Source organism: Rickettsia endosymbiont of Cantharis rufa, from assembly GCF_964026445.1.
Taxonomy (GTDB): Bacteria; Pseudomonadota; Alphaproteobacteria; order Rickettsiales; family Rickettsiaceae; genus Rickettsia.
This window is the reverse complement of record NZ_OZ032150.1, coordinates 81,460-103,289: the sequence shown is the minus strand read 5'-3', so window position 1 is coordinate 103,289 and position 21,830 is coordinate 81,460. Positions and strand designations below refer to the sequence as shown.

Below are 21,830 nucleotides of genomic sequence, written 5' to 3'. Positions count from 1 at the left end.
AACCTTATCCTCTATTTATTTTTATAAATTGACTTTTAGTTTTACAAGTCCTTGATGGCTTTGATATTTTTTGTGTGCGTAATAATTATACTCAAGTAGAACATTTATATTCTTTCTGCTCATAAATATATTACTACCGACATTATATCCAAGCTTAGGTTGTTTTGGTAGAATAATTGTTTGTTGTAATGTTTGTCCTCTAAAAGTCGCTCTTGCATTAACTTTTGTATTTTTAGTATTGAAGTGATGCTCGATATTACCATGTAAGCCTGGAGTTAATACTATATTATTTCCGGTCGCTATAGGTCTAAACGCTATTTTACCGCCAAAGCTACTTTCAAATGATTGATTTGATTTTTTTTGAATCATTAAATTTTCTATATCTACATTATACTCTTTATAGTTGCTAGCTCTTGAATAATCATATTTAAAACCGATGCTAGGAATAAAATGTAAATCATGTTTTGTTCGATATTTATAATTTAGCAATGTTTCAAAACTTACATTATTATTTTGATATTTACCGATAATATTATTAATGTTGGTTGTCTTATTTTTAATATAATTATGACCGTAAGATGTTATAGCTTGTAAAGAGAAGCCTTTAACCAATTCTTTTAGACCGTAAAGACTGAAAAGATGACCGTTAATCGCTGTTTTTCCTAGTTTTTTATTATATTTAACTTGGGATTCCAGACGACTATAAGCTATTCCTATAACATCATGGTTGTTAATGAATTCAACATCGCTCCCGATAGTTACACCGGTTGTACGACCTTGGTATTTCGGAATATTTCTCCAGGCTCCTTGTTTGTTGATCCCGTATAAACCGCTAATCCATACCCCTCTGTTTATATTAACTTCTTCATCACCGGCACCTATTGCAGCAACATTAAGTCTGTTATTAAAAATATTACTATAAATATGTTTATTAGTAACTGAAGTCATTCTATCTACTCCCTCTAATAGTGCTACTGTTTCATTGGTTTTGTTAGATATCCGCTCTTTTAATACAGTGTCATCTTGTTCTACAATTTCTTCAGTTTTGAGTGACATATTGACAGCTTTATCTTCGCTTTCTAAAAGCGTATCTTTTTTAAATTCCTCTTCAACTGTATTATTACTTTCTTCTAATTCCTCCTCGTCAGCTTTATATCCCTCATCTTTTTTTGCTTTTCTATCGGCCCCAGCTTTTGTTTTTGCTGCATCTTCCCTTGCTTTTTGCTCAGCTTCATCTTCTGCATTTTTAAACATTGAAGCCATATCCTCTATACATTCTGCTTCTGCCTTGCCTGCTTTACGTTTCGCCTCCTCTTCTGCCGCTTTGTTTGCCTCCTCTTCTGCCTTGCCTGCTTTACGTTTCGCCTCCTCTTCTACCGCTTTGTTTGCCTCCTCTTCTGCCTTGCCTGCTTTACGTTTCGCCTCCTCTTCTGCCGCTTTGTTTGCCTCCTCTTCTGCCTTGCCTGCTTTACGTTTCGCCTCCTCTTCTGCCGCTTTGTTTGCCTCCTCTTCTGCCTTGCCTGCTTTACGTTTCGCCTCCTCTTCTACCGCTTTGTTTGCCTCCTCTTCTGCCTTGCCTGCTTTACGTTTCGCCTCCTCTTCTGCCGCTTTGTTTGCCTCCTCTTCTGCCTTGCCTGCTTTACGTTTCGCCTCCTCTTCTGCCGCTTTGTTTGCCTCCTCTTCTGCCTTGCCTGCTTTACGTTTCGCCTCCTCTTCTGCCGCTTTGTTTGCCTCCTCTTCTGCCTTGCCTGCTTTACGTTTCGCCTCCTCTTCTGCCGCTTTGTTTGCCTCCTCTTCTGCCTTGCCTGCTTTACGTTTCGCCTCCTCTTCTGCCGCTTTGTTTGCCTCCTCTTCTGCCTTGCCTGCTTTACGTTTCGCCTCCTCTTCTGCCGCTTTGTTTGCCTCCTCTTCTGCCTTGCCTGCTTTACGTTTCGCCTCCTCTTCTGCCGCTTTGTTTGCCTCCTCTTCTGCCTTGCCTGCTTTACGTTTCGCCTTCTCTTCTGCCGCTTTGTTTGCCTCCTCTTCTGCCTTGTCTGCTTTACGTTTCGCCTTCTCTTCTGCCGCTTTGTTTGCCTCCTCTTCTGCCTTGTCTGCTTTACGTTTCGCCTTCTCTTCTGCCGCTTTGTTTGCCTTCTCTTCTGCCTTGTCTGCTTTACGCTTCGCCTTCTCTTCTGCCTTGCCTGCTTTACGCTTCGCCTTCTCTTCTGCCTTGTCTGCTTTACGCTTCGCCTTCTCTTCTGCCTTGTCTGCTTTACGCTTCGCCTTCTCTTCTGCCTTGTCTGCTTTACGCTTTGCTTCATCCTGCTCAAGCTTCAGGTCTTTTTGACGTTGATGTTCTACTTCTTCTTTTTGTTCAACCTTCTCTTCTGCCTTGCCTGCTTTACGCTTTGCTTCATCTTCTGCCTTGTCTGCTTTACGCTTTGCTTCATCCTGCTCAAGCTTCAGGTCTTTTTGACGTTGATGTTCTACTTCTTCTTTTTGTTCAACCTTCTCTTCTGCCTTGTCTGCTTTACGCTTTGCTTCATCTTCTGCCTTGTCTGCTTTACGCTTTGCTTCATCCTGCTCAAGCTTCAGGTCTTTTTGACGTTGATGTTCTACTTCTTCTTTTTGTTCAACCTTCTCTTCTGCCTTGCCTGCTTTACGCTTTGCTTCATCTTCTGCCTTGTCTGCTTTACGCTTTGCTTCATCCTGCTCAAGCTTCAGGTCTTTTTGACGTTGATGTTCTACTTCTTCTTTTTGTTCAACCTTCTCTTCTGCCTTGTCTGCTTTACGCTTTGCTTCATCTTCTGCCTTGTCTGCTTTACGCTTTGCTTCATCCTGCTCAAGCTTCAGGTCTTTTTGACGTTGATGTTCTACTTCTTCTTTTTGTTCAACCTTCTCTTCTGCCTTGCCTGCTTTACGCTTTGCTTCATCTTCTGCCTTGTCTGCTTTACGCTTTGCTTCATCCTGCTCAAGCTTCAGGTCTTTTTGACGTTGATGTTCTACTTCTTCTTTTTGTTCAACCTTCTCTTCTGCCTTGCCTGCTTTACGCTTTGCTTCATCTTCTGCCTTGTCTGCTTTACGCTTTGCTTCATCCTGCTCAAGCTTCAGGTCTTTTTGACGTTGATGTTCTACTTCTTCTTTTTGTTCAACCTTCTCTTCTGCCTTGCCTGCTTTACGCTTTGCTTCATCTTCTGCCTTGTCTGCTTTACGCTTTGCTTCATCCTGCTCAAGCTTCAGGTCTTTTTGACGTTGATGTTCTACTTCTTCTTTTTGTTCAACCTTCTCTTCTGCCTTGCCTGCTTTACGCTTTGCTTCATCTTCTGCCTTGTCTGCTTTACGCTTTGCTTCATCCTGCTCAAGCTTCAGGTCTTTTTGACGTTGATGTTCTACTTCTTCTTTTTGTTCAACCTTCTCTTCTGCCTTGCCTGCTTTACGCTTTGCTTCATCTTCTGCCTTGTCTGCTTTACGCTTTGCTTCATCCTGCTCAAGCTTCAGGTCTTTTTGACGTTGATGTTCTACTTCTTCTTTTTGTTCAACCTTCTCTTCTGCCTTGTCTGCTTTACGCTTTGCTTCATCTTCTGCCTTGTCTGCTTTACGCTTTGCTTCATCCTGCTCAAGCTTCAGGTCTTTTTGACGTTGATGTTCTACTTCTTCTTTTTGTTCAACCTTCTCTTCTGCCTTGCCTGCTTTACGCTTTGCTTCATCTTCTGCCTTGTCTGCTTTACGCTTTGCTTCATCCTGCTCAAGCTTCAGGTCTTTTTGACGTTGATGTTCTACTTCTTCTTTTTGTTCAACCTTCTCTTCTGCCTTGCCTGCTTTACGCTTTGCTTCATCTTCTGCCTTGTCTGCTTTACGCTTTGCTTCATCCTGCTCAAGCTTCAGGTCTTTTTGACGTTGATGTTCTACTTCTTCTTTTTGTTCAACCTTCTCTTCTGCCTTGCCTGCTTTACGCTTTGCTTCATCTTCTGCCTTGTCTGCTTTACGCTTTGCTTCATCCTGCTCAAGCTTCAGGTCTTTTTGACGTTGATGTTCTACTTCTTCTTTTTGTTCAACCTTCTCTTCTGCCTTGTCTGCTTTACGCTTTGCTTCATCTTCCTCTTGACGCTGGCGCTCTGCATCTTTTGCCTCAGCATCTTCTAAGTTTTTTTTAGCTTGCGCCACCTTTTCTTTAGCATCGTTTAACTCTATTTCTCTTGCTTGTATTGATGTTACTTTTTTATCTGACTCATTATCGGAATCATCATCACTATCGCTGTCAGATATGTCACCTCGCCTCTTAGCAAGCTCATAATTGCGTTCAGCAGTACTCAAGACTGTTTCAGCTTTTTTTAACTGCTTTTGAGCCTCTAATATTTCCTTAGAAATTAGTGGACCAGATTCTGCATTATCGCGTTTATTCTCCTCCTTCTTTTTTAAATTTTCTAAAATTGCTTCTATTTTTCCTACTTCATTTTTAGCTCTGCTTATCATTTCGTCTACGAAGTCTTTAACAAGTTTTTCCTGTTGCTTTGCGATTCCGATTTTTTGTAATTCTGCAAATAGTGTGTGATATTCCTGTTCTTTTGCTTTAAATTGTGATGCGTCCGCAGTTGATGTGAATTTCCCAGATTTATTTCTTCTGTTCTTTAGTGTATTGGTTTCTTCATTTAGTGTACCTAGTTTTGTTATTTCCTCTAGTGATAAATGATCTTGCCAACCATTACCTCGTATCTTATTTTGCTCTTTTTCAGGTATCATTTTAAATGCTGCGGATAAATCCCTTACTACCTCTTCTCTGTTTTTTTCTGCTGAACTTAATTGATCTTGAGCCTTCTGTAAATATTCTTGAGCCATTGCAGCAGTTTTTATTATGCCGTTTTTTTCTATTATAGACTGAACTGCTCGCTCTAATTCTTTAAATGCTTCCGTTATTGTGTCAATGTTGTTATTATCATTATTATTATCTTCCCACCCTTCTACTTCTGTATCTTTATTAGTATTTTGATCATCATTTTGGTGATGTGGCACCCAACCCGTTTTCTCCTGCTTCTTATAAGCTGAAGTTTCTTGTCGGTAGCTTGTTATTTGTTCTTCTATCTCGCTTGCTATTTGTTGTTTGGATATCCTAGATTCGCGTCTTTTGAGTGCACCCACTAGGTCATTTAATAAAACCCCCTTTTTCTCTAAGTCCCTTTGAATTTTATCTTGTTTCCGCTCTTTTTCTATTTTCTCTATAAAAACTTTTTGTATCCTTGAATTGTCAGAAGTTAGTACATTTACGAATAATTCTCGTTGTTTTTTGGTAGTGCTCCCTAGACCTTTTTCTAAAGTTTTATTTAAAGTTTCTGTATTACTGCCGCTACTTTTATTACCCTCAATATACACCATACTCTGAGTTAAGTTTTTTATTAAATCTGTTTCTTCATATTTTTGTGATATTTTGGCTAAATCTTGTTCAGTTATCGTACCATCATCTCTGAGAAAAATTTTCTCTAAGATTTCATTATTTAAGCTATCTATTAGCCCCCTTACTTCTTTTTTTGAAAAAGAAGCGTCTTTTAAGTTCGTGTTGATCTTATTTTCATCAAGTATAAAACCTACTAATTGATTGCTTGGAATTTTATCTAACTGCCTAAATAATACTTTTAGTCTATCTTTTAATGTTGCCTTACTGTGTTCACCTAGAATTTTAGAATTTTCATTTATAAATTTTAATTGTTCTAATATATCACCCTGTTGATTTAAAATTTTAGGTAATTCTTTAGGTAGTTTTTTTGATATCTCTGTTGATGCCGTCTTACCGTATGCACCTAGAATTTTAGAATTTTCATTTATAAATTTTAATTGTTCTAATATATCACCTTGTTGATTTAAAATTTTAGGTAATTCTTTAGGTAGTTTTTTTGATATCTCTGTTGATGCCGTCTTACCGTATGCACCTAGAATTTCAGAATTTTCATTTATAAATTTTAATTGTTCTAATATATCACCCTGTTGACTTAAAATTCCTTGTTTCCTTTGTGCATCTAGTTGCTCTAATGATAAAAGACGCAAGGTTGCTTCTTCTTGACTTTCATCGAAGAGTTTATTATCTAAGAAACCTCCTGTTTGTTGGTTTTTATTTGTAAACTGAGCTATATAAGGGTCTTTTATAAACTCCTGATATTTTTTTTTTGCATTATCTAAGGTTGAATCTTCTCTCTCATTAAACAAGGTAATAATTTTGTTTACATCGGTACTAGTGTCAAGGTTCTGAAGTGTTAATTCTTGGCGTATCAAATATGCTATTGCTCTTGGAAATTGTATTATTAGATTTTGTTTTGAATCATTTATATTAATAAATTCAGCGTATCTTTTACCTAAGTTTGTAGTAGGGGGGGGTACTTCCGGTGCTTTTGTTGGCGAGGAAGTTTCTTTACTGCTACTAGTGCTTTTTGATGACTCTGGTTGAGTAGTTTGTCCTCCACTACCAGAATTGTTTGATGACGCTGCTTGAGATGTCCATCCCGGTGGAGGTGGAGGTGGAGGTGGAGGACCGCCGGCTGCTTCTGAATCCGTGGTAAATAAATTTGTTGATATACTAATAACGAAAGAGTATGTTAACAATATGGATTTTAATTTACGTGCTATACTCATTAATGTACCTCGATTAGTTGTTATTTTTTTAATGGACTGGGGCTAACACTAGCACCTATGCTTAAAACACTATTAGACAAAAGACTTACATGCCTCTTCGATTTTAAATTCTGTAGAAACATAACACTATCTTTTTAATTATTAATTGCTTTTTAAAATCGGGCGAATTATATAATTTTTGTTAAGATCTGTCAACTAAAAAGTTATCTTTTATTAACTAATTGGTTAATAAAAGATAATCATTGTATTATTTTGTGTCAGATATGAAATTTAAGAAAAGAGAGAGTTTTACAAAATGACTTTTAGTTTTACAAGTCCTTGATGTGTAATAGTTGAGATTTAATCTTACATTTAGTAAAATAAGATAAGTATTAAATAGAGGATTAGAGATGAATCTAAATCAAAAAATAATAAAGCCAAAAATAGGATTACTAGAATTAGCTAAGAGTCTTGGAAGTATATCGTCAGCGTGTAAAGCTATGGGATACAGCAGGGACAGTTATTATAGGTTCAAAGAGCTATATGAAACTGGGGGAGAAGAGGCGTTATATGAGATTAGCCGGAAGAAGCCAATTATAGCAAATAGAGTTGATCCTGCGGTAGAGAGAGCAGTATTAGATATGGCGGTAGAATACCCAGCTTATGGTCAGATGCGAGTATCAAATGAGCTTAAAAAGACTGGTATTCTTGTATCACCTGGGGGGTTAGATCAATTTGGCTACGTAATGATTTAAATAATATCAATAAAAGACTTAAAGCATTAGAAGTAAAAATGGCTCAGGATGGTATTGTTCTTACCGAAGCTCAGTTACAAGTATTAGAGAAACGGCGTAGCGAGAAAGAAGCTCATGGAGAAATAGATACACAGCATCCAGATTATCTAGGATGCCAAGACACATATTATGTAGGTAATTTTAAAGGTATAGACAAGGTATATTCTCAGGTATTTATTGATAGCTATACTAGGGTTACAGATGCTAAATTATATACTGATAAAACAGCTCTTACCGCTACTGACATGCTTAATGATAGAGTACTGCCGTGGTATGAGAGTCAGCAAATACCAGTGCGGTCGCACCTCCATTTTACAGATGTGGATATTAAAAGGCTATACGTTCAATAAGAGTTCCGATGACTTTATCATGAATATCCAATGACTTGGAAAAACAAATTGTTTTACGTGTCAGTCTTTTGCATCTTGTTCTAAGATTTAAGTTACCCCGTTCTATCCGTTGAGTATATTTTTTACTAACAATGTGTTTTTTGGGATCTAATAACCTAGCATAACTTCCCTATCCATCTGTAAAGTAAAAAGTAACCTTAAAATCCTCCAGTTTTTTTCAGTAATGATTCTGATGTGCTATCACATCTTGTACCAAAAGTATAAGCAACTACTTTTAACAAAATCTTATCCAAAGAATATCAAAGCCATCTTTGTTTGGATTTATTCTGTACATAAGACCATTGTTCATCTATTTCAGGAGCAATAATTACTTCTATCGTATTGATAGAATGATTTATCTTTTTTAACGCTAGATTTTTTTAAAACACGGATAACCGTATTGATACCCACTTTTAATACTCTTACTGTATCCCTAACTCCAGAGCCATTGATTGACATATCTACTATCTGAGCCTTGACTCCAGGCTTAGAGGCATTATTAATATATTACAGTTAAAAATATCGATTACACTGCTTGCATTGATATCTCTGTTGTTTTGAAATTGAATATCCCGCCTTTACTACTTTTTCTGTGTCGTTACAATATCTACACTTAACATCTATTCTTGATCTACACTTAACATATATTCTTGTCATAACTCCTTAACTATAATTCTCTCTTATTACTGTTTGAGGATTATAGACTATTCATGCTAAGCTGCAATACGGGGGCACGGCCCATGCTTTTGAATTGTTCTTAAGCATTGAGGGTATTGAGTATACTACTACTAAAGCATATTCTCCTCAAACAAATGGTATGTGTGAACGCTTTAATAAAACTATGAAACAAGAATTCTTTGATACAGCTATGCGTAAAAAGATTTATACTGATCTTGATGATCTACAACTAGATCTTGATATTTGGTTAGAGCATTACAATAACGAAAGATCACATTCCGGTAAATATCGCTATGGTAAAACGCCTATGCAGACTTTTATGGATAGTAAAAAGTTAGATGTTGAAAAGAATAACGAAATCTTATATCTTGAATACTCATCTGACAGTCATAACTTATCAGACATTCAGATATAATTTTTATAGTGTCTGTAGGATTAGATCTTGATTTCTACAGTTAATTTACTATATTTCTTCTAAACTCCATCTAGCTTTTGGACAGAAGTTTAAAGGTGTAAATAATCCTTTGTTATAACGCTCTAGTCCTGCATATGCAATCATTGCAGCATTATCGGTGCATAAGTGGATAGGTGGATAGATAAGATGATAACCATGCGTCTTAGTACTATTACTTAATACTTCTTGTAAATATTTATTGGCAGCAACGCCGCCAGCAATTACTACAGTGTCATTTAAAAAACTTGATCCAAGCGAATTTTGCGGGTATAGCCTGTGCTCACGTATTTTTGTACGCCCAGCTAACTTATTCTTAAATTCATCTTGTCTAAAGCTTTTTAAATTTAGCTGTGTAGTATAATCTATATTCTCGTAATAATCATTTACAACTCGTTCATATGCTCTAATAGCATCCTGTATCTTACTACATAGAATTTCTCCTATGGTAAATTGAAAACTTGCCGCTATATCATTAATTACATCATCATTTAGAAAGCTTGATTCGAACAAATTTTGTGGCTTTCGCCTGTGCTCACGTACTTTTGCGCGATTCGCATGCTCTTCCTGAAATTCATCTTGTCTGAAGCTTTCTAAATGATGACGGTCTTTGTAATCAATTTCCCTTAAATTCATTATTAAAGTACGTACGGCAGTTTTAAGTCCTGAAAAAGACATATTGCAATTACCGCTGTTAATTATAGGTTTTGGAAATTTGTATTTATGAGAATTACCGAGTTTTGCTCTTTTCTCAATTTCAGGTCCTCCGGGAAAAGCTAAATTTAGCATTTTTGCTACCTTGTCAAAAGCTTCACCTACGGCATCATCTATAGTAGATCCTAGTATTTTATATTTTCCGAGTCCTAAAACTGCTACAAATTGGCAATGCCCACCTGAAGCTAGCAAGAGTAAATAAGGATAAGGGATATTATCGGTTAATCTTGCGGTTAAGGCATGACCTTCTAAATGATTAATTGCAATAAAGGGTTTTTTTAAAGGACTGCTTAGCGACCTTGCAAACATTGAGCCAACTATAACACCGCCGATCAGGCCTGGACCGGAAGTTGCGGCAATTGCACTAATTTCCGTTAAGTTGGTACTACTTTCTTTTAAAACATTTTTTAATGCTTTATCTAGATTCGATAAATGAGAACGTGCAGCAATTTCAGGCACTACTCCCTGAAAAGCTGCGTGTTCTGCATTTTGTGAAATGATTATATTAGATAAGATTTCTCGATTTTCGGTGATTATAGAAACAGCTGTATCATCACAGCTTGATTCTATACCTAAAATTTTTGTCATTAAAATTAAAACTAATTAGAGATGTTGTTAAGTAAAAAATGATAGTTTGCGTAATTGCGAGGAAATTGCATAGCAGTTGACGAAGCAGTCCAGCAAAAAATTCTGATTTACAGAATTTTTTAATTATTTTCTGGATTGCCGCGTCGCCTACGGCTTCTCGCAATGACAATATTTATCTTTATTTAATAATGCCTAATTAGATACCTTTGAGGTATTTAATTGATTATACAGCTTATAAATAGATTGTTCAGCATCAATAATTTTTTTATTAACTATCTTTAGTAATTTTTCCGAAGGTTTTTCTGTTATTTGCGTTGCAGAACTTACTTGATCCGCTAAATTTTTAAGCGATTCTTGTATTTCTACAAAAGATTTTTTAAATTGTTCTTTAATTGTAATAGATGATCCCTCAAGTTCTTTAATTTTTAAGCATAAATTTTCTAGAAGCTGATCTATTTTAGTCTGCATTAAGTTCAATTTTTGCTTTTGTTTTTCACTAAGATAACTTAAAGTTTCTTGCATTTTTGCCTGTATGCGTACTTTTGTAGTACGTTCGAGTTCTGAAGCTAAACCGATTTTACTCATTAAAAATATTATCCATTTGTGAACGTCAAAATGATACCACTTTGCACCGTTACGATAATCTGAAGGAAAAGCATGATGATAATTGTGCCAGTTTTCACCTAGTAAGAATAATGCCATCCACCAAATATCTCCGGCAGTGCCTTTGTAATATTTTTTACTGCCGGCAAAGTGGCATAAAGAATTAACACAGAATGTTGCTTGCTGTTGCAGGAATCTACCGAGTCCCATAAATAAAAATCCTGCATATGCTGATTGTATAGTGCCACCGACTAAATAACCGATAAATAAAGGTACGGCAATATTCATAAAAGTTGCTATTTGCCAATAATATTTTAGCTGCCATTTTAATAAATTGTTTTTCCCATGCTTAGCCCAAGTGATGCGATCAATAGATTTATAGCTACCGCTTCCGACTAACATCCATCCTACATGAGACCACATAAAACCTAAAAATTTATTGTTAAATTTTAATGGGGTATGCGGATCTTGATCTTGATCCGTATATCTATGATGTTTATAATGATTCGACGCCCAAGATAAAGCCGGTCCCTGTAATGTTCCCGCAGATAACATAACTAAAACAAACTCGGCACATTTATTTATTTTATAAGCATTATGTGACCATAACCTGTGTAAACCAATCCCAACGGTAATATTATTAATATAATAACTAGCAATTATAAAAACAATTTCAGTTAACCCTATTCCATAATCAAACGAATATTTAACTATAAGAGATATAATAAAAATAGGATAAAATATTAAAGCAAATAAAGCAGGCTTATTTAGTTTACTTAACATAAAATTTACAGTTTTTAGTTATAAAATATATAAATCGGCAACGAATAAAATCTAATTATATTTATAGTTTATATAAATATAATTAATGGATATTAACATACTTAACGCATAAATACAAAGAAAATTTTGGCAACAAAATTCTAGGTTTTGTGAAGGAGAATTAAATTATTTATATTGTTAGATATTTTTTAGCGAAAATTAATAAGATTTTTGCGGTAATAGTCGTCCCTATTTCAAAAAAATTTGATGATTTACAGCAAAAAATAGCAAAAATAGATTAATTTAATTCTCCCTCATAGAGCCTAATCATTATCCTTATTTAAACAATAATCGATAAAACGAACGGTTTTAATAATTAAATTGTCTTTTCCTAAGGCCTCTCTAATCCTATTTATATGAACATCTATAGGACGCTCACTAAAGGCCTCTCCACTTTCCCATAAATATTTTATTATTTCTTGACGCGAGAATACTTCATCTGGAAACTGAAAAAAGTCACAAAATTTTAAACTCAGTAGGACCTAAACGAATATTCAGTCCGCCTTTGCATACTTTTTCAGGCCGCACCTCCATTTTACAGATGTGGATATTAAAAGGCTATACGTTCAATAAGAGTTCCGATGACTTTATCATGAATATCCAATGACTTGGAAAAACAAATTGTTTTACGTGTCAGTCTTTTGCATCTTGTTCTAAGATTTAAGTTACCCCGTTCTATCCGTTGAGTATATTTTTTACTAACAATGTGTTTTTTGGGATCTAATAACCTAGCATAACTTCCCTATCCATCTGTAAAGTAAAAAGTAACCTTAAAATCCTCCAGTTTTTTTCAGTAATGATTCTGATGTGCTATCACATCTTGTACCAAAAGTATAAGCAACTACTTTTAACAAAATCTTATCCAAAGAATATCAAAGCCATCTTTGTTTGGATTTATTCTGTACATAAGACCATTGTTCATCTATTTCAGGAGCAATAATTACTTCTATCGTATTGATAGAATGATTTATCTTTTTTAACGCTAGATTTTTTTAAAACACGGATAACCGTATTGATACCCACTTTTAATACTCTTACTGTATCCCTAACTCCAGAGCCATTGATTGACATATCTACTATCTGAGCCTTGACTCCAGGCTTAGAGGCATTATTAATATATTACAGTTAAAAATATCGATTACACTGCTTGCATTGATATCTCTGTTGTTTTGAAATTGAATATCCCGCCTTTACTACTTTTTCTGTGTCGTTACAATATCTACACTTAACATCTATTCTTGATCTACACTTAACATATATTCTTGTCATAACTCCTTAACTATAATTCTCTCTTATTACTGTTTGAGGATTATAGACTATTCATGCTAAGCTGCAATACGGGGGCGCGACCTAAACTTTTTATAAAAAGAAACAAAGAAATAATAATTTTTTAAAGATAGTACTTGAGTTTAATAGTTTTAGTTGCTATAAATAGCTTTATTTTAAAGTTTGTTTGTTGGAGAACCTATATATTATGATCTTTTATGAATCAGTTTTTATTATACGCCAAGACATATCATTAAACGATATAGATAAAATCGTTGATGATTTTGCTAAAATTATTAAAGATAATAACGGCACTATCATAAAAAAAGAATATTGGGGGTTAAGAACTTTAGCTTACAAAATCGGTAATAACAAAAAAGGACATTATTATTTTCTAGGTCTAGAAATTGATCGAAATGTAAAAGAAGAGCTAGAAAGAAAAATGAAGCTTAACGAAAATATTATTAGATTTCTTACAATTAAAGCAGATTCAATTAGTAGCGAACCTTCACCGATATTAAAAAATCAAAGTACGGAAAATACTCCGGTAATTGACGTAACGATTAATAATTAAATTTGTAAGAATTAAGGTTAAAGAATGTTAAAAAGTAATAACACTAGTGAAACAGCTACCCGCAAGGTAGGAGATAAAACCACTAAAAAAGTATTTTTTAGAAGACGTAAAGGATGCCCTCTTTCTATCTCTAATGCACCCGTCATTGATTATAAAAATCCTGAACTTTTGATAAAGTTCGTTTCTGAAGGTGGTAGAATGCTTCCAAGCAGGATCACAAATGTTTGTGCAAAGAAACAAAGAAAGCTAAATAATGCTATTAAAATTGCAAGAATTTTAGCATTATTACCTTTTGTATTTCAAGCTAAATAAAGGCATAATACATGGAAATTATATTAATAAAACCCGTAAGAAAATTAGGTAAAATTGGCGACATACTCAGAGTAGCAGACGGATTTGGTCGTAATTATCTTTTACCGCAAAAATTAGCTATTAGAGCTACCGAGCCTAATAAAGAGCTAATAGTTAAGCAAAAAGACGAATTTGAAGCAAAAGATAAGCAAATAAGAGAAGAAGTAGAAAAAATCAATACCCTTATTAAAGATCAAAAATTGTTTTTTATCCGTCAAACATCAGATGACGGTAAACTTTTCGGTTCGGTTACTAATAAAGAAATAGCTGAGAAATTATCTGAAAATGTATCTTATAGTATTTTTCATTCAAATATTATTCTTGATAAACAAATTAAATCTACTGGACTTTATACGGTTGAAATAAGACTCCATGCAGAGCTTAATGCCATAGTTACGGTTATTGTTGCAAGATCAGAATCAGAAGCGCAAGATTATTTACGTGAACAAAAGACTGAAACTTCAGAAAGCTTAGCTGAATCAGCATAAATTTTTCTTTATCATTTAGTTTGTGTGGATCAATTCTACCTCTGTCATCCAGAGAGTTTGTAGGAGTTGTTGCATGGCTCGTTTTGTGTCATTCCCGCGAAGGCGGGAATCAAGTAAAACACATAAAAACAAGTTTTTTTATGTGTTTATTTTGCCAAATATGATGTAACTTCTGTATCAATATTGAAGTTATTTTTCTAGATCTCCGCCTCCGCAGGGATGACATCGAGCAGGTTTTTCAAGCCACGCAACAACGTTCCGCCGTTGCTGGAATGACATACTACTACGTTTGACCACAATATTTAAACACTTTATAATACTAACATTTTTCAACCATGCTATATGAAAAATTTGAGTATAATATCAATAATTTAATAGGTAACCTTGGTTTATCTAAAATAGCGATTGCAGTTTCCGGCGGGAGTGATTCGATAGCACTTCTGTATCTTACTAATATTTGGGTAGAAAAAAATAATATAGAATTATTTGTTATATCGGTTGATCATAACTTAAGGCAGCAATCGAAACAAGAAACCCATTATATCCAAAACATCAGTAACAGCCTAAATCGCAAGCATTATAGTTTATCTTTTGATCATCAAAATAATTTTTCCAATTTACAAGAAAGAGCAAGAGAGGGGCGCTATGATTTAATGGCAAATCTATGCGCGGAACTCGATACATTAGTTCTTCTAACTGCTCACCATGAGGATGATTATGTAGAAAATTTCTGTTTAAGATTAGAACGTAAAAGCGGTATATTCGGGCTTAGTAGCAGTAATATAAATTGGCATAATAATACACAGATAATTAGACCCCTATATAATATTCCAAAGAGTGAATTAGTAGAATATTTAGTCATTCATAATATAGAATGGTTTGAAGATGAATCGAATTTATCAGATAAATATAAGCGGAATCTTATTAGGCAAAAATTAGCTAACGGCGAAGATTATATTAAAGCCGAAATAATCTCACAACAATTTAAAACCAACAAGCTTATAGAAGATGAGTTTAAGCCAGAATTAATATCAGCAATAGCTGAGGCGGTCAAGGTTTTTGAATATGGTTTTGCTTTTCTTGATTTAGTAAAATTTGATAAATTTTCAAATGAGGTAAAAGTACAACTAATTAATTTTTTACTGGTAATAATTAGTGGACAATCTAGGGTGGCACGTTTTTATTCAGTAACACCTATTTTAAAATTAATTACTCAAGATGTAAACTTTAAAAATACTCTTCATGGTTGCACTATTAAACGCACTCAAAACGAGTTACTTATATACAAGGAAGTCGGTAGAAAATTACCTGCGAGTAAAATATTACTAGATAAACCAGTTATTTGGGATAATAGGTTTCGTATCACAAAAAATAGACTTCCTGCAAAATTCGTGTATAGAGAGGAATTTGTAGAAGACACGAAACGCAGCACCGCAGCGTACATAAGCGTACGTGAGGATAAGGAGTTAGGATCGACGCACAAATTACCTCTAGAAGTAGAATTTTACAGGGAGCCTATTCAAGAAACTATAAATTGTTTTGTGACTCATTTATCGTTGGAAGATTATAAAATAATAAAAAAACAATTAGATTTAGAACCTTTGAAAAATCTATCCTACAAAAACCACAATGTAATTTTATTTACCTTGCCTATCATTAAAATACTTGAAAAAGTTATAGCAATACCACATATATCATATTATGATAACGACATGTGGAACTTTGAAGTATCTTTTGCTCCAAATTTTGTATCCCGTTTCACCCATTTTTGCTAACACCGGTAACTTAATGCCGGTAAAAATTTTTATTAGGTTTTATATCGATGAATAATCAGGGTAGAAGTATTTTAGCTTGGGCGGCGCTTTTTGTTTTTATAATATTACTTTTTAATATTTTCCAGTCTGACGGTTTACTTGGCGGAAGAAACAACATAACTTTCTCGGATTTTTTAACACGAGTTGATGAAAAGACCGTTAATTCAGTTAAAATTCAAGGTAGAGTAATTGAAGGTACTTCAAATGACGGCTCTACTTTTAACACTTATGCTCCTGATTACCCTGATTTAGTAAATCGTCTTACTAGCAATGACGTTAATATTGAAGTCGTACCCCTTGAAACAAGAATGAATACATTTTTAGGTTTTTTAATTTCTTGGTTTCCGATGCTTTTATTAATAGGTGTTTGGGTTTTCTTTATGCGTCAAATGCATGGTGGTGGGAAAGCCATGGGGTTTGGAAAATCTAAAGCTAAATTATTATCAGATAAGGGACCTAAAGTTACGTTTAAAGATGTAGCCGGTATTAATGAGGCAAAAGAAGAATTAACAGAAATCGTCGATTTTCTAAGAGACCCTAGTAAATTTCAAAAGCTTGGCGGTAAAATTCCGAAAGGCTGCTTACTAATAGGGCTACCAGGAACGGGAAAAACCCTTTTAGCAAAAGCAATAGCCGGCGAGGCTAATGTGCCATTCTTTAGTATTTCAGGTTCTGATTTTGTTGAGATGTTTGTCGGAGTCGGTGCAAGCCGTGTACGAGATATGTTTGAACAAGGCAAACGCAATGCACCTTGTATTATCTTTATTGATGAGATTGACGCGGTAGGTCGCCATAGAGGTATCGGCATGGGCGGCGGTAATGATGAACGTGAGCAAACGCTTAACCAAATGTTAGTCGAAATGGACGGGTTTGAAACAAATGAAGGGGTTGTTATTATTGCAGCTACTAACCGCCCCGATGTTCTTGATCCGGCATTACTAAGGCCTGGAAGATTTGATCGACAAATTACGGTGTCTAATCCTGATATTGACGGCAGAGAACAAATATTACAAGTACATTTGAAAAAAATAAAATATAACTCTAAAGTTTTACCTAGAATTATTGCTAGAGGTACTCCTGGATTTTCAGGTGCCGAGCTTGCTAATCTAGTCAATGAAGCCGCTTTACTTGCTGCACGTCGCGGCAAAAAAGAAGTTGATATGACGGATTTAGAAGAAGCAAAAGATAAGGTTTTAATGGGCGTAGAGCGTCGTTCCATGGCTATGTCCGATGTAGAAAAAAAATTAACTGCTTATCATGAAGGTGGACATGCTTTGGTGGGGCTCTATTGTTCCGCTTCCGACCCTATTCATAAAGCTACTATTATACCAAGAGGTAGAGCTCTTGGAATGGTTATGAGATTACCGGAAAATGATCGTTTCTCCATGGCGCGTGATAAAATGAAAGCAGATATTGCGGTTGCCATGGCAGGCAGAGTAGCCGAAGAAATTATATTTGGTGAAGATAAAGTGACTTCAGGAGCATCATCCGATATAAAAATGGCAACTAGAATGGCAAAAGCTATGGTTACGGAATGGGGGCTAAGCGATGAAGTTGGACCGATATTTTATGGCTCTAACAATGAAGATTTATATGCTAGAAGAAGTAATGATGAGAGATCGGAAAAAACTTCTGAATTAATAGATTTTGAGGTGAAAAAAATTATTACCGAAGGATATAATTTTGCTAAAAATATTTTAACTAAGCATATCGATCAACTACACGTACTTGCAAATGCTTTAGTAGAATATGAAACATTATCAGGTCACCAAATTAAAAATTTACTCAGTGGTAAGTCTTTAGATTCTGAGGAGGAAAATAGCTTTCCTTTCGGTACTTCACCGGTTATTAAGGTAGATAAAGCAAAAACAACTAGAACTAAAAAAGAAAACACCGCTTCTTAAGCTTTAACAATATAATTTATGTATAAATTTATAGATTTATTTTGTGGTATTGGTGGCTTTAGAAAAGCTTTAGGAACAAAGGGACTTGAATGTGTTTTTTCCTCTGATATAGACAAAGATATATAAGAAGTATACAAAAGAAATTCCGGTGATAGGCCGCACGGTGATATTACGGAAATACCGGAAAACAAAATCCCTAAACATGATATTTTATGCGCCGGTTTTCCCCTATCAGTCTTTTAGTATTTTAGGTAAGAGGCTTGGTATAGGTGATAATAACAGTAGACTCTTTTATGGAATAATCAGAATGGCCACAATATCACAAACCTTATATATTATTACTTGAAAATGTTAAAAATATTCTGAATATTAATAATGGTAGCGTAATTGAAACTATAGACCAGAAATTAAATGAGATTGGCTATAAAGTATATAGAAATGTATTAAATGCTTCATTATTTGGAGTACCTCAAGCAAGAAAAAGAGTTTATTTTGTTTGTTTACGAAAGGATTTTAGCAGTGAATATACACTCAAATACGTAAAACCGAAAGAATCTTATGAAAGGATTTTTCTTGATGATATTTTAGAAAAGGATGTTGATAAAAGTTTATATATTAATAGAGATGATACTGTTTTAGATAAAACGCCGGTTAAAAAGCAATTAAAACCGATTAGAATCGGTTAGGTTAATAAAGGCGGTCAAGGTGAAAGGATTTATAGCCCTTACGGTCATTCAATAACTTTATCTGCTTTTGGTGGCTGCGTCGGTGCTACAACTAGTCTTTATTATATAAATGATAAAATCAGAAGATTATCAATTAATGAATGCAAGCGTCTGATGGGACTTCCTAAAAATCATTATGTTACAGGCGGGTTAAAGAGATATCAACAATTAGGTAATTCAGTAATTCCACAAATAATAGTGAATATATATGACTCAATAAGAGGAGTTTAATGGATAATGGAATATACTCGATGAACTTCAAAAATTGGCTATGTCGTCCTACAAGTACTGCGGTACTCACGTATTAAGTTATACGCTGCGTTCCTCGTCTTGTGAACACCTTGCTCTTTTTAAAGCCCATCTTCGTATATGGATTGCTAACTATAAATATGAGCAGGCATTGTTGTGTAACTAGTAAATGCTCTTTATGTCATTCCCGCGGAAGCGGGAATCCAATAAAACCTACAAAAAACTTGTTTTTTTAGATTTATTTTGTCAATAATAAGACTATTTTTTAGATTCCTGCTTCCGCAGGAATGACATTAGTGTCCACGTTGGCAACACCTTGTTGAGTAACTGTAAGTAGCATGACAACCTAGAAACATTAATGCTATCCACGCAACAGGTATGAAAGATTGTGCATTAGCTAATTATTTTGTATAGTTCTAAAAATAAATTTTAAGAGAGTACTTAAATGGCAGAGTTAAGATTACCGCCAAATTCAGTAGTAAAAAAAGGTAGGGAGCATAAAGCAAACGGGGAAATGCTAAAGCCTCGTAAAATAAAGATTTATAGATATAATCCTGACCTTGATGGGAATCCTACTGTCGATAGTTTTGAGATAGATTTAAGTAAAACCGGACCAATGGTTTTAGACGCTTTAATTAAAATCAAGAATGAGATTGATTCAACCCTAACATTTAGACGTTCTTGTCGTGAAGGAATTTGCGGTAGCTGTTCTATGAATATTGACGGCACAAATACTTTAGCATGTATTAAACCGATAGAAGACATATCGGGTGATATTAAAATCTATCCGCTTCCTCATATGAAAGTGGTAAAAGATTTAGTGCCTGACATGTCGCATTTTTATGCACAATATGAATCTATAGAACCTTGGCTTAGAACTGATAACCCTACCCCTTCAAATTCTGAAAGATTACAATCAATTAAAGACCGTGAAAAACTTGACGGTTTATATGAATGTATATTATGTGCTTGCTGCTCCACTTCCTGTCCTAGCTATTGGTGGAACGGCGATAAATATTTAGGTCCTGCAATTTTACTACAAGCATATAGATGGATTGCCGATTCAAGAGATGATCATACGGGCGAACGTCTTGAAGTTTTAGAAGACCCATTTAAGCTTTATCGTTGCCATACGATTATGAACTGTACTAAGACCTGTCCGAAAGGTCTAAATCCTGCTAAGGCTATCGGCAAGATAAAAACTTTAATTGCAGAACGTCATGGCGTGTGATTCTTAATTAATTATTTCTAAAAATGGTAAAATAATGAAAAAAGCAATTATTTTCTGTTGGCTATTTCTTAGTTCGATATCTTATGCTTTTGCTGTTGATTGCAATAATGCCCTAACACAAGGTGATATGAATTATTGTACCGGTTAAGAATATAAGAAAGTTGATGAGAAACTAAAATCAAATATATCAAGAAATATCAAAGCATATTTCAGACGAACAAGAAAAAGTTAATCTGCTTAAAAAATCCCAAAATTTATGGATTAAGTACCGAGATACCGAATGTGAGTTTCAGAGTTCCGGGGTTTATGGCGGTTCAGTATATCCAATGATACTGCTTATGTGTTTTACAGGAAGAACCGAAGAGCGCGTCAAAGAATTTGAAGCTATGCTGAAATGTGAAGAAGGCGACCTAAGCTGTCCATTTATAATCAAGACGCAGAACTGAGATTAATACATTATCTGTAATACTTTAAATAATGTTCCCATTTGTTTTGGGGATATTAGTCGTTCTACTTGCTTTTCTATTATTTGCGCTTGCTCATCGTTAAGCTTACCTTGCAATGTTTTACTACGTAATAAGATTCCGTTTTCTATTAAAAAATCTCGTTGCAACATTGTATCTATTACATTCATACTGCTATTTTTAGCAACCGTCTTTAATGCGTAAAAATCCACATGCGCCGATAAATCGACTTCTCCAAGGTTCTCAAGTATAGAGCAATATTTATGATTTTTAACTGCTTGCAGAGTTGGATTATATTGATATCTAGTTCTGTTATCTGGAGATATGTCATAGCTATAATCTATTATAAGGCAGCTGCCGCTTAGTTTTTTTAGATGCTTAGCTATAAATTTAATAATTTCTATCGATTTATAAGATTCTTCAAGTATTGCTCCGTCTTTTGCTTCAATATGAGTTCGCTGTAAATATTCTTGTAATTGCTTATTAACGCTCATTTTGTCGTATTTTATTCTTCCATCTACTGGTTGTACCACGAATATTCTTTCATACCACAATTCTTTGACTTTAATATATTGCTTTATCGGCATAGCATCAAAGAATTCATTAGCTATTATTATGGTAGGTTTTTTGGGTATATCTTCTACAAATGATAGATGTTTAATCGGTAAATTAGTATCTTGTAAATTAGACTTTTGATGGGCAATAAAATTTTGATTAATTTCTATTAGTTCAATCGATAAAGCTTTATAAAATTCCGGTACTAATTTTGCGGTACGTAGTAAATCACGCATTAATAAGCCTCGCCCAGGACCAAGCTCTACTAAACTAAGACTTTTCGGGCAACCGATTCTTTGCCACTCTTTGATACACCATAAGCCAATAACTTCACCGAATAGCTGCGAAATTTCAGGAGCCGTAACAAAATCACCTTCGCTAGCTAGCGTCCTTACTTGCTTATAATAGGAAGTAGGATTTAAGTTTAACACCTCCTGTATGAGAACATCGCAAGTAATATAGTCGTTTTGATCAATTAATTGTCTTATTTTGGATTCTATTGACATTTATTTCTATGTCTAAAATTTATAATATTTATAAGATTAAAAAAGGATGCTAATCTTATTTCAAAATGATTTTATTTTTGAGCTTACA

At 34.6% G+C, this 21,830-nt stretch carries 13 protein-coding genes and 6 pseudogenes; 12 read left to right on the top strand and 7 right to left on the bottom strand.

The genetic code is table 11. From position 1 onward, the window contains the following. Positions 1–21: 21 nt before the first annotated feature. Positions 22–6,597: an autotransporter domain-containing protein gene (locus tag AAGD46_RS00550; protein WP_341787349.1), complete on the bottom strand. Its 6,576-nt coding sequence runs from the start codon at positions 6,595–6,597 to the stop codon at positions 22–24. A gap of 389 nt (positions 6,598–6,986) precedes the next feature. On the opposite strand from AAGD46_RS00550, the pseudogene AAGD46_RS00545 reads away from it, so the two are divergent. Then, positions 6,987–7,666: pseudogene (locus AAGD46_RS00545) on the top strand (helix-turn-helix domain-containing protein); the annotation flags it as partial. A gap of 31 nt (positions 7,667–7,697) precedes the next feature. Here the strand turns inward: AAGD46_RS00545 and AAGD46_RS00540 are convergent. After that, a pseudogene (locus AAGD46_RS00540) lies at positions 7,698–8,416 on the bottom strand (IS1 family transposase). Positions 8,417–8,498: 82 nt separating this feature from the next. Here AAGD46_RS00540 and AAGD46_RS00535 point away from each other — a divergent pair. After that, positions 8,499–8,852: pseudogene (locus AAGD46_RS00535) on the top strand (integrase core domain-containing protein); the annotation flags it as partial. Positions 8,853–8,900: 48 nt separating this feature from the next. Here AAGD46_RS00535 and tsaD read toward each other — a convergent pair. The 4 genes and pseudogenes from tsaD to AAGD46_RS00515 form a co-directional block, all read right to left on the bottom strand. Beyond that, on the bottom strand, positions 8,901–10,190 hold the full coding sequence (gene tsaD, locus AAGD46_RS00530) for a tRNA (adenosine(37)-N6)-threonylcarbamoyltransferase complex transferase subunit TsaD (protein ID WP_341787348.1): 1,290 nt from the start codon (positions 10,188–10,190) through the stop codon (positions 8,901–8,903). 192 nt (positions 10,191–10,382) lie between these two features. Beyond that, on the bottom strand, positions 10,383–11,576 hold the full coding sequence (locus AAGD46_RS00525; RefSeq protein WP_341787347.1) for a fatty acid desaturase: 1,194 nt from the start codon (positions 11,574–11,576) through the stop codon (positions 10,383–10,385). Positions 11,577–11,878: 302 nt separating this feature from the next. Further along, positions 11,879–12,028, bottom strand: a complete 150-nt coding sequence (locus tag AAGD46_RS00520) for a helix-turn-helix domain-containing protein (protein WP_341787962.1) — start codon at positions 12,026–12,028, stop codon at positions 11,879–11,881. A 137-nt stretch (positions 12,029–12,165) separates the two neighbouring features. Next, positions 12,166–12,884 (bottom strand): annotated as a pseudogene (locus AAGD46_RS00515) (IS1 family transposase). Between the two features lie 205 nt (positions 12,885–13,089). Between AAGD46_RS00515 and rpsF the strand changes: the two are divergent. The 10 genes and pseudogenes from rpsF (at position 13,090) to AAGD46_RS00465 (ending at position 20,663) form a co-directional block, all read left to right on the top strand. Next, positions 13,090–13,455 carry a 30S ribosomal protein S6 gene (gene rpsF / locus AAGD46_RS00510; protein WP_341787346.1) on the top strand — a complete coding sequence of 122 codons (366 nt, stop codon included), beginning with the start codon at positions 13,090–13,092 and terminating at the stop codon, positions 13,453–13,455. A gap of 24 nt (positions 13,456–13,479) precedes the next feature. Next, positions 13,480–13,767 (top strand): 30S ribosomal protein S18, encoded by a 288-nt coding sequence (rpsR, locus tag AAGD46_RS00505; protein ID WP_341787345.1) that lies wholly within the window; start codon positions 13,480–13,482, stop codon positions 13,765–13,767. Between the two features lie 11 nt (positions 13,768–13,778). Next, a complete protein-coding gene (rplI, locus tag AAGD46_RS00500; protein WP_341787344.1) occupies positions 13,779–14,294 on the top strand; it encodes a 50S ribosomal protein L9 in 516 nt (171 codons plus the stop codon). Between the two features lie 335 nt (positions 14,295–14,629). Beyond that, complete coding sequence (gene tilS, locus AAGD46_RS00495) at positions 14,630–16,069, top strand: tRNA lysidine(34) synthetase TilS (RefSeq protein WP_341787343.1); 1,440 nt, start codon at positions 14,630–14,632, stop codon at positions 16,067–16,069. Between the two features lie 47 nt (positions 16,070–16,116). Beyond that, a complete protein-coding gene (gene ftsH / locus AAGD46_RS00490) occupies positions 16,117–18,012 on the top strand; it encodes an ATP-dependent zinc metalloprotease FtsH (RefSeq protein ID WP_341787342.1) in 1,896 nt (631 codons plus the stop codon). A gap of 48 nt (positions 18,013–18,060) precedes the next feature. Continuing rightward, positions 18,061–18,358 (top strand): annotated as a pseudogene (locus tag AAGD46_RS00485) (DNA cytosine methyltransferase). After that, positions 18,345–18,698 (top strand): DNA cytosine methyltransferase, encoded by a 354-nt coding sequence (locus AAGD46_RS00480; protein ID WP_341787961.1) that lies wholly within the window; start codon positions 18,345–18,347, stop codon positions 18,696–18,698. The pseudogene AAGD46_RS00485 and the gene AAGD46_RS00480 overlap by 14 nt, the downstream one beginning before the upstream one ends. 153 nt (positions 18,699–18,851) lie before the next feature. Next, on the top strand, positions 18,852–18,968 hold the full coding sequence (locus AAGD46_RS00475) for a hypothetical protein (RefSeq protein ID WP_341787341.1): 117 nt from the start codon (positions 18,852–18,854) through the stop codon (positions 18,966–18,968). A gap of 463 nt (positions 18,969–19,431) precedes the next feature. Then, positions 19,432–20,217: a succinate dehydrogenase iron-sulfur subunit gene (locus AAGD46_RS00470; protein WP_341787340.1), complete on the top strand. Its 786-nt coding sequence runs from the start codon at positions 19,432–19,434 to the stop codon at positions 20,215–20,217. Between the two features lie 127 nt (positions 20,218–20,344). After that, positions 20,345–20,663: pseudogene (locus AAGD46_RS00465) on the top strand (lysozyme inhibitor LprI family protein). 2 nt (positions 20,664–20,665) lie between these two features. On the opposite strand, the gene AAGD46_RS00460 reads toward AAGD46_RS00465, so the two are convergent. Continuing rightward, on the bottom strand, positions 20,666–21,742 hold the full coding sequence (locus AAGD46_RS00460) for a class I SAM-dependent methyltransferase (protein WP_341787339.1): 1,077 nt from the start codon (positions 21,740–21,742) through the stop codon (positions 20,666–20,668). Between the last annotated feature and the right edge of the window lie 88 nt (positions 21,743–21,830).

Excerpts from the sequence above, each read along its gene's own strand:
- rpsF (WP_341787346.1), top strand. The coding sequence starts at position 13,090 with ATGATCTTTTATGAATCAGTTTTTATTATACGCCAAGACATATCATTA.
- AAGD46_RS00460 (WP_341787339.1), bottom strand. The coding sequence starts at position 21,742 with ATGTCAATAGAATCCAAAATAAGACAATTAATTGATCAAAACGACTAT.
- AAGD46_RS00470 (WP_341787340.1), top strand. The coding sequence starts at position 19,432 with ATGGCAGAGTTAAGATTACCGCCAAATTCAGTAGTAAAAAAAGGTAGG.
- rpsR (WP_341787345.1), top strand. The coding sequence starts at position 13,480 with ATGTTAAAAAGTAATAACACTAGTGAAACAGCTACCCGCAAGGTAGGA.
- ftsH (WP_341787342.1), top strand. The coding sequence starts at position 16,117 with ATGAATAATCAGGGTAGAAGTATTTTAGCTTGGGCGGCGCTTTTTGTT.
- tilS (WP_341787343.1), top strand. The coding sequence starts at position 14,630 with ATGCTATATGAAAAATTTGAGTATAATATCAATAATTTAATAGGTAAC.
- AAGD46_RS00525 (WP_341787347.1), bottom strand. The coding sequence starts at position 11,576 with ATGTTAAGTAAACTAAATAAGCCTGCTTTATTTGCTTTAATATTTTAT.
- rplI (WP_341787344.1), top strand. The coding sequence starts at position 13,779 with ATGGAAATTATATTAATAAAACCCGTAAGAAAATTAGGTAAAATTGGC.
- AAGD46_RS00475 (WP_341787341.1), top strand. The coding sequence starts at position 18,852 with ATGGGACTTCCTAAAAATCATTATGTTACAGGCGGGTTAAAGAGATAT.
- AAGD46_RS00550 (WP_341787349.1), bottom strand. The coding sequence starts at position 6,597 with ATGAGTATAGCACGTAAATTAAAATCCATATTGTTAACATACTCTTTC.
- tsaD (WP_341787348.1), bottom strand. The coding sequence starts at position 10,190 with ATGACAAAAATTTTAGGTATAGAATCAAGCTGTGATGATACAGCTGTT.